This is a genomic window from Sulfitobacter sp. (assembly GCF_036961165.1).
In the GTDB taxonomy this organism is placed as follows: Bacteria; Pseudomonadota; Alphaproteobacteria; order Rhodobacterales; family Rhodobacteraceae; genus Sulfitobacter.
This window is the reverse complement of sequence record NZ_JBALVJ010000046.1, coordinates 19768-27942: the sequence shown is the minus strand read 5'-3', so window position 1 is coordinate 27942 and position 8175 is coordinate 19768. Positions and strand designations below refer to the sequence as shown.

Genomic DNA, 8175 nt, shown 5'->3' with positions numbered 1-8175 from the left:
CGTTCGGGTTGGATACATCTTAGCACGCTGTCCAATTTTGCCGGACCACTTCATAGGTCGTGGTGTTGATCGGGCGGTTCCGGGTTATCACAGCCTCGAGGCGCTGCGTTTTGTATAGTATTAACGTTCGGATAACTTTTGACAAAAAGTCAGTCATAGTTACAGTTTTTCGTTCGGTCATCGGATGAAATTGCCACTTCGCGCGTTATTCGAACAACCGCGGATAATGGTGTCACACGACTACAACTGGCGACAGGGCGAATGTCCTCACTAGTCAGGCCGCACAAATCAAAGGAGAACATCCGTGCGCCAAGACACCAAATTCGAAATCGAAGCTATAATAGAGGACACTAGCCAACCCCGGAAAGATACCCCACAAGAGTCTGGTTTTACCCTTAGCCGTTATCGGGTTAGCAATTTTCGCTCAGTCTCTGATTCTGGCTGGTTGTCTGTGGACAGTGTGACCGCTCTGATCGGTGTGAATGAATCTGGGAAGACCAATCTTATGTTGCCGCTGTGGAAGCTAAATCCAGCCGGCGGCGGTGCAATAGAACCGACTTCGGACTATCCCAAGTCGCTATTTGCCACGATCCGCAATGCGCCTGACCAGTTCCAGTTTGTCATTGCTGAGTTCGAGACCGGCAGCGAAGCCGCGGCCTTGGCCGAACTGGCGGGTATTCCACTCGTAAAGGCTCGGCGAATTAGCGTCGCGCGGTTCTATGATGGCAGCTATCGTGTTGGGTTTCCCGATAATCAGAGGGACGCAGGCGGTTGCATCCTGCGCGCGATTGCGGCGTTGCGGACTGCGCAAGACGGTCTTGCCACCCACCCAAAGGAGGAGAGCACCGCCGCTGACGCCCGTGCAACGCTCTGCAAGCTGCTGGGCAGTTTTAATGGGCAGCAAGATGCCAAGAGTAACGATATACTTCTCGCCCGCAATGCTGTTGCCGCCCTGATCCCAGAGGAACCGTCAGCGGTCAGCGCTGTCGTTACCATATTGCGAGAATTGCACAAGGTTCTGGCTAAAGCCGTGGCAGAATTGTACGCACCCGATCCGGCCGGTCGTGACGATGTCCGCGCTGCCGTGATCGCGCGGCTACCGCGGTTTGTCTACTACTCGAACTACGGTAATCTCGACAGCGAGATCTACCTTCCCCATGTTGTCGAAAACATGAACCGATCTGATGTCGGTGCCAAGGAAAGCGCCAAAGCCCGAACATTGGGGGTTCTGTTCGATTTCGTGGGAGTGCAGGCGCAGGAAATTCTGGAACTTGGTCGCGATTTTCGCGATCTGCGCGATGAGGCCGAGGCACAGATGATTGAAAAGCAAGGCCGGGCCGGGCTCATGCGCAGTCTTTGGGCGCGCGCGCGCGGGCAAAAAGACACGCCCGATCCCGTCGTGTTGGGACAGATTGCCGAGGCCAAACGCACCCGGTCAATCTTGTTGCAATCTGGTGGAGCCAAGGTCACCGCTCGGTTCGCCGAATGGTGGAAACAAGGCGATTATCAGTTTCGATTTGAGGCGGACGGCAATCATTTCCGCATTTGGGTTGCCGACTCCCGCCGCCCGCAGGAAGTCGAGCTTGAACATCGCTCAACGGGTTTGCAGTGGTTTTTGAGCTTCTTCTTGGTTTTCCTGCATGAGGCAAAGGGCGAGCATGACAACTGCGTGCTCTTGCTGGACGAGCCCGGCCACTCGCTGCATCCGCTGGCCCAGCGTGACCTTTCAGCCTTCTTTGAAGGATTGTCCGAAAACAATCAGATCATCTATACGACCCACTCTCCATTTCTTGTGGATGCAGACAGGCTCGCACGTGCACGCAAAGTTTTCATAGATAGTGACGGCTCGACCCGCGTGAGCGGTGATCTGCTGGATGCCGAAGGTAACGATACGAAAAGAGGTGCCGGTTTCGCCATACGCGCCGCTCTCAATCTGGCGGTTGCCGAGGCAAGTCTGGGCGGTGCAAAGCCTGTGCTGGTACCGGGCCGGGTCGAACAGATCTACCTCTCGGTGATCCGCACCCTGTGCATCGCATCGGGCCAGTTCCAACCGCGCCGCGACATGATTTTTGCCCCGGCGTGCGATGCTCAGGTATTGAAAATGATGTCCAGGCTGCTCAGCGATGCCGATGCATGCCCGCCCCGCCTGATGATCGATGACGCCTTTCCAAACCAGACTCTGGAAGAGATGGGCGACGCAGGACAGACTGCAATCCGTATCTCTGAATTCGGCGGCCTTACCGGAGCAGCAATCGAGGACTTGATGCCGCTTGACGACATGGCCGCGATGATGGATCGGGTCGAACGCCGTCCCGAAAAACTGTTTTTCGACACGGTTGTTGCCGGGCTGCCGTTTCAAGGACAGGTGTTGAACTGGGCAAAGTCGCAGGACATCGTTCTGATTTCCGACTGGCGTGTCCAATTGGCCGAGCGGATGCGTAAGTGGCTTCTTGACCAAGATGACCCCCGGGTTTCCGAAGAAATTCTGGCTCGGTGGCTTACGCTTATGCAGACTGTGGACACGGTATAAGCGGGAGAGGCATTACTCGCGGTATCGATCGGCAAACATTAGAAAACTACCCATGGTGGACGCCCGGCCATGTGTTGCCTCGACCTGGCAGACTGTATTTGAAAGTTGTATGTTGTATGCGGTGGCTGCTCCTCAATGGGCCAAGTCCAAGTTGGGGATCTAATAGGTGAAAATAGTCGGGGGTATTGGAGACCTCCACTATCTTTCTCAGGCCCAGATTTAGACCTTTGGCCTGCACTACACTGAGCGGGCCGTTCCGGTCCCAACAAGGCGGACCCCTACGCGAAATGGGTCAAGGTCTCTGTGAAGTCGACAGCGGCATCGACCTGCAGCAGGGTGCTGGCAGACCACACAGCCGAGAAGGTAGAGATGCGATGCCGGTCTTGAGCCCCCTGGATCAGCGACTTTTCCAGCCTCGCCCGTGGCCTGCGCGCCGAGGGCGGTCACAAGATGCGGTTTTCCTGTGACCGGTACTTCAATCAGAACAACATTCTTGGTTCCATGATGCCTACGCGCCATACGTTCAACACAAACCAATACGCCGTCTCAACGAGGCTGCGAACGGAGGTCGAAAGGTTCTCCGCTCGGCCCAATGTCCAACTTTTGGAGGTCGATAGAGCGAGCATATGCGTCATCACCAAAGGAGCTGACCTCTGTGCGACATGGCCCATGAGATCGCCGCGGCCACTCGCGCTACGGATATAGGTGCGGACCACCAGGCGGGCGCTCCGTCCAAATGTCCGCCCATCGCAGGATTGTGCTTGCGCGGAACTCACTCGCTTAGCCTGTGTCTCATTTGCCCCAGCGCAAGAGGCGCCAGCCGGCCGGTGCCACAAGTACGGGGGGCAGCTCTTCTACCGTTGGTTCGTCTTCTACACCAAGCAGTACTTCGCTCAGTGAGCTGGCGTCGATTGAGACGTCTCGCAGCGCATCATACAATTGGCTCCGCAACTTCGGAATGCAGTCCTCAATCAACTCGTTGAGCACATCGCGATCCAACCTGCTCATCTTTGCAAAAGACTGCAATCCACGCTTTTCGGCGACCTCGTGGGCACGCGGACGCACCTCTTCCCACATCGCACGCAAATCTTCCGCCCTGTCGCGCACTAGCAATTCACGATCATGAAGTCCCTCAAAAATCTCGTCGAACTGAGCGATGGTGCGTTTCCTCTTGCGCGGCAAAAATACGAATTCGAGGAGCGTTACCGCGACGACTGCAATGACGGCCAGCACCGGCAACGCGGCGAACAAACCGGTCACAAGAGCGCCGGCGGCCAAGGTAGGGAGCAGGAATGCAAGAATGGCGTAGGAGCGCATCCGTGATCGTCTGTAGCGCCTCGCAGCCTCGTCTATGACAAAGGCATGCAGGCGCAACCGCTCGGCAAAGGACTGCATTTGCGTGATCTGATTATCCATGCGGCGCGTTGGGGCGCGGTGCAGCGCATCGATCAGATCGCCCCGCGCCTTCTCGAAGTCTTCCATCGGCAGGTCCGATTTTTGCTTCCCCTCAAGCGGCACAAAAGTGTTGTAGATCATAGGCAAGTCTTTGCGGGGAATGACTTTGCCCAAGTTCCAGCATAGCGCGCCATAGGCGCGGGCAAAGTCGTGCAGGTTTTGGCACTGATCCATCTTGTTAAGGACGATCAGAAGTTTGTGGTCGATCCCGTTGAGCGACTCTTTGAATACCTGCAGTGTCTCACCGGTCGTCCCCGGCTTGTCAGGATCGAAGAAGACCATCACCAAATCTGCACGCTCGGCAAACCAGCGGACGACCCCGGGAAAGTCGAAGCCCCGGCCGTTCTCTTCTTTTGCCTCGTCGATCATCCCGGGGCTGTCGATGAGCGTCACGGAGCGAAGCAGCTCGGCCGGCTGCAACTTCAGGCGGATATGAGATACAAGCTGGTCACCGAAGTGACGTAAGCCCTCGTATGGCAGGTCCGGATTGCTCACTACCGAGGGCCCGTCGCGATCGGTTTCGTGAGGGCCATATGTGATGATCGTGAAGTTGTCGTCGGTCGGTGCCACGCCGGTCTTCTGCACCTCGATACCAAGCAAATAATTCACGAAGGTGGACTTGCCCGATGAGTGATTGCCGAGCAAGAGCACCTGCGGGGGACGCTGTAGCTCCCCTACGGTCGGGGGGCGCCGGAACATGAACTGCTTTGCCAAGGGGCCGAGCGGGTCACTATAGTACTCTCGGATCATGTCTGCGAACTGTTCCATTACTTGCTGCAAAGGGTGCTCCCTTCGCGTACGGTGAAGCCGTATAGGCCATGGTCGCATGACACCGACCAAAAAACGGTTAACCTTCGCCACAATTGGCGTCGTGCGATCTTGGCATCATACGGAACAATCACGGTCCCAGGGGCGTCAGTCACTTCATTGTCCTCCTTGCATATCTGAAGATACAAACGTGCTGCAACAGGGTTTCATCCCTGAAAATCCAGACAGGAACGATAATTAGAAAAAATGTGTTCCGCAGGGATGAAAGGGGCGGCACGCGCGTTCTTGTATAAATGCATCAGGGAGAACTCGGTGGGCGTACGCAAAGAACTCGAACGAAGTATACATGACTACACGACAAGTTTAAGACGCTATGCACTCGTTCTAACACGCAACGGTGACGCCGCAGAGGATCTTGTACAAGAAACGCTTTTGAAGGCGATCGCTGCCTCCGAAAGTTGGGAGCCGGGCACCGATCTTCGGGTCTGGATGTTTCGCATCATGCACAACACACACATAAGCGAACGGCGCCGCCACCAGGTGCGCGAGCAGGCAAAACCGATGCTGCCAAAGCCAGTGGACGCAACTGATCCGACCATCCGGATCGAGCTGCAACAGGTTCTTGATGCGCTTGACCAGCTTCCCGAGTCGCAACGCCAGCCCATCGTCCTCATCGCCCTAAAAGAGATGAGTTATGCGGAGGCAGCCCACGCACTCGACGTGCCTCTGGGCACATTTTACAGTCGGATCGGCCGGGGACGCATTGCACTACGCCGGATCATTGAGGACCTAAAATCAAAGAAACCCAAGCTGATTGTTTGTATGGAGAAAAGCAAATGACAGAAAATGTAGATATGGGCGTAAACGCCTACCTTGATGGCGAACTCGGGCCCGAGGAAGCCGCCGAGATCGAAACGCAATTAGATGTGGACCCTGAAGCACGCGCCCAGTTCGATGCTTTTTTGCTACAAAAGGCGCAAATAAGTGAGGCTGCGGACGCCCTAGATGCGAAACCGTGGAATCTTGAAACCGCACGGCTTGAGCGCCGTCTTGCGACAGCCATTCACATGCGCAGCACGCCACGCAAGGTAATCGCGTTCGGTGCTTGGAGCCGCATGGGATCTCAACTGGCTGCGACCTGCGCGTTCGTGGCGTTTGGTTGGTGGGGGCATGCGACATGGTCAGTACAGGCGTCTGGCGTGCCTGAATACGTGGCCGAAGCGGTAGGGGCCCATCTGGTCTTTGCCGAGGACATGCTGCATCCGGTTGAATTTAGCGGCGGCGCGATTAATGGCGCGACAAAGTGGTTCTCTGAAAAGGTTGGGGTTTCCATAAATGCCCCGGACCTCTCTGGGCAGGGCATGTTCCTTATTGGGTCACGTCTTTTGGGAACGAAGGAAGGACCGCTTGCGCAATTTATCTATGAAGACATTAATGGCGGACGGGTTTCGCTGACATTGCGTAGGCATCTCGTCAACCAGCCGATCTTGCCGTTTCAGGTGACGAAATATCCAAACCGTACCGTCGGGTTTTGGAGCACACCCGATGTAGATTATGCGCTTGTGGGCAATGATAATGTGACGTTGATACATACATTGGCGCAAAGTATGGGCGCAAGCGAATGACGGCGTAAGTCATCACCATATCCAAGAAAGGGCACCTTTGCGCGGTGCCCTTTCTTGCTTGCACGGCGCGGTCGACGTAAGCTGCATCAGCTAACCGTCGCAGATATTCCAGCCTGAATAGCTGCCATGGCGCACCCACCTGCCCAAGACGAGGCAACGGTGCCTGTTTGTGGTCGTAATCATGCTTTTGCCTAGCATGCTTTAAAAGCAAACTAATTTCAAAGAAAGCTAGTGCAGGATGCTGCAAGAAATTTGGTCAACAGTCGTGTTGGAGTTTTCTGACATCCCAGACGTAGAAACCGTTACCAAGATAACTGTCCGTATGTTGATCGCGGCAGTATTGGGCGGGGTTTTGGGATACGAGCGGGAACGAAAGTCCAAGAGTGCAGGGATGCGGACCCATATGTTGGTAGCCGTTGGTGCCGCCATATTCATGATTGGCCCAACGCAAGCAGAAATGTCACTAGGGGATCTTTCCCGAGTGATACAAGGCACCATTCAGGGAATCGGGTTTCTTGGTGCTGGAGCAATCATCCTCGGAACGACCACACAAAGGGTTCGCGGACTTACAACAGCGGCGAGTATCTGGACTGCGGCGGGGATCGGCATCGCTTCCGGTCTGGGAATGGAAGCAACTGCCGTTCTGACGACGCTCATTGTTTTGTTCGTTCTGTCGGTTGTCCCACTGATAACAAAAAATCCTCATCGAACTTCCTTAGAAGCATCTGATAGATGATTCAAAAGACCATTTTGCGGCTTTGCCGCGCAAATCGACTTGATCCAGACGCCTGATAGCCCATCCGGGTCCATTCTGGGGTGATGGTGTTTGGCATACCTGGCAAAGGATGTGGGTCTTGCGGCAGCAACGACATTTAGGCCGCCATGCTGACCAGAATTAGGTTCTCTTGTGAATTGAGGGCATATTTTTGCAATCCCCGGGATGAAAGCGGCTCTCCACGCGTTCTTTGTATATGGTCGGCGGGTAGCGTTTCCAGCCCGATGTGCGGCCCATAAAAGCTGAAGGAGGATACGATGAAACTGGAACTTCAACACGAGTATCAGGAACAGATGGGAAAGGACGCAGTGCAGCCACAGATCGAACCGGACCAAGAAGACCTGTCAGAGGACCACGTGGTGGAAGCACTCGTTCAGCCCGACGGTCAGGAACAACTGAAGGAGGACGCCGTGAAGCAAGTGAACCAACAAGACCAAGAGGAACCGCCGAAAGGCAACATGTTGATCCGCTGGATAAAAAAGATCACTAAAAAGGGCTGATTCTACCTTGCCATAAGGTGCTCGTTACGGCCGCAGGCGCCGTTGCTTTTCGCAATGGCGTAGACCGCTGGAAGCACTATAGCGGCCCACCTGATCGTGCGGGTGCTGAAAGCAGTCGCTACAAAGGCCATATGGCGGCTCTGCGGGCTGCTGCTGAACGCAACTGGGGATAATGGATTTCTTCTTGATTATCTGGGCACGGCAAGCTCCGCTAGGTGTTGTTTGAGTTTTTCTGATGGTTAGTGCGGTCGTTGTTGCGGTTGGGTGGTGGTTCACGTTCTGCGGTGACCAAGAAATTGCAAACATTGACGTTGACCCAGAGACGCAAGTTGCCTGAGGCTGACCTTTGCGTCGGCCTCTTTCTTTTCGACACAATGCACGGATGAAGCGCGCGAGCTGTGCGCTTTTATTATGAATGCGGATCGCAAAGGGATCCGCCACATCGGGTCATTGTTCAATCGACCGAAAGAATCCGGGCCCTTCTGGCAACAGCATGGCAGAGGATTGCGATTTCGGAACCAT

At 55.1% G+C, this 8175-nt stretch carries 6 protein-coding genes; 5 read left to right on the top strand and 1 reads right to left on the bottom strand.

The window, feature by feature from the left end:
• The first annotated feature begins 505 nt into the window (after nucleotides 1-505).
• Nucleotides 506-2530: an ATP-dependent nuclease gene (locus V7730_RS16335; protein WP_335748665.1), complete on the top strand. Its 2025-nt coding sequence runs from the start codon at nucleotides 506-508 to the stop codon at nucleotides 2528-2530.
• Between the two features lie 792 nt (nucleotides 2531-3322).
• Here V7730_RS16335 and V7730_RS16330 read toward each other — a convergent pair.
• Nucleotides 3323-4753, bottom strand: coding sequence for a dynamin family protein (locus V7730_RS16330; RefSeq protein WP_335748664.1), 1431 nt, complete (start codon nucleotides 4751-4753; stop codon nucleotides 3323-3325).
• Nucleotides 4754-5065: 312 nt separating this feature from the next.
• Between V7730_RS16330 and V7730_RS16325 the strand changes: the two genes are divergently transcribed.
• The 4 genes from V7730_RS16325 to V7730_RS16310 all read left to right on the top strand — a co-directional run bounded on the left by V7730_RS16325 (nucleotide 5066) and on the right by V7730_RS16310 (nucleotide 7653).
• Nucleotides 5066-5593, top strand: a complete 528-nt coding sequence (locus V7730_RS16325; protein ID WP_335748663.1) for a sigma-70 family RNA polymerase sigma factor — start codon at nucleotides 5066-5068, stop codon at nucleotides 5591-5593.
• A complete protein-coding gene (locus tag V7730_RS16320; protein ID WP_335748662.1) occupies nucleotides 5590-6378 on the top strand; it encodes an anti-sigma factor family protein in 789 nt (262 codons plus the stop codon). Before V7730_RS16325 ends, V7730_RS16320 begins: the two co-directional genes overlap by 4 nt.
• A 238-nt stretch (nucleotides 6379-6616) precedes the next feature.
• A complete protein-coding gene (locus tag V7730_RS16315) occupies nucleotides 6617-7114 on the top strand; it encodes an MgtC/SapB family protein (RefSeq protein ID WP_335748661.1) in 498 nt (165 codons plus the stop codon).
• Nucleotides 7115-7410: 296 nt separating this feature from the next.
• Entirely contained in the window at nucleotides 7411-7653 is a 243-nt protein-coding gene (locus V7730_RS16310; RefSeq protein WP_335748660.1) for a hypothetical protein, read from the top strand.
• The last annotated feature ends 522 nt before the right edge of the window (nucleotides 7654-8175 follow it).

Excerpts from the sequence above, each read along its gene's own strand:
- V7730_RS16315 (WP_335748661.1), top strand. The coding sequence starts at position 6,617 with ATGCTGCAAGAAATTTGGTCAACAGTCGTGTTGGAGTTTTCTGACATC.
- V7730_RS16310 (WP_335748660.1), top strand. The coding sequence starts at position 7,411 with ATGAAACTGGAACTTCAACACGAGTATCAGGAACAGATGGGAAAGGAC.
- V7730_RS16320 (WP_335748662.1), top strand. The coding sequence starts at position 5,590 with ATGACAGAAAATGTAGATATGGGCGTAAACGCCTACCTTGATGGCGAA.
- V7730_RS16335 (WP_335748665.1), top strand. The coding sequence starts at position 506 with ATGTTGCCGCTGTGGAAGCTAAATCCAGCCGGCGGCGGTGCAATAGAA.
- V7730_RS16330 (WP_335748664.1), bottom strand. The coding sequence starts at position 4,753 with ATGGAACAGTTCGCAGACATGATCCGAGAGTACTATAGTGACCCGCTC.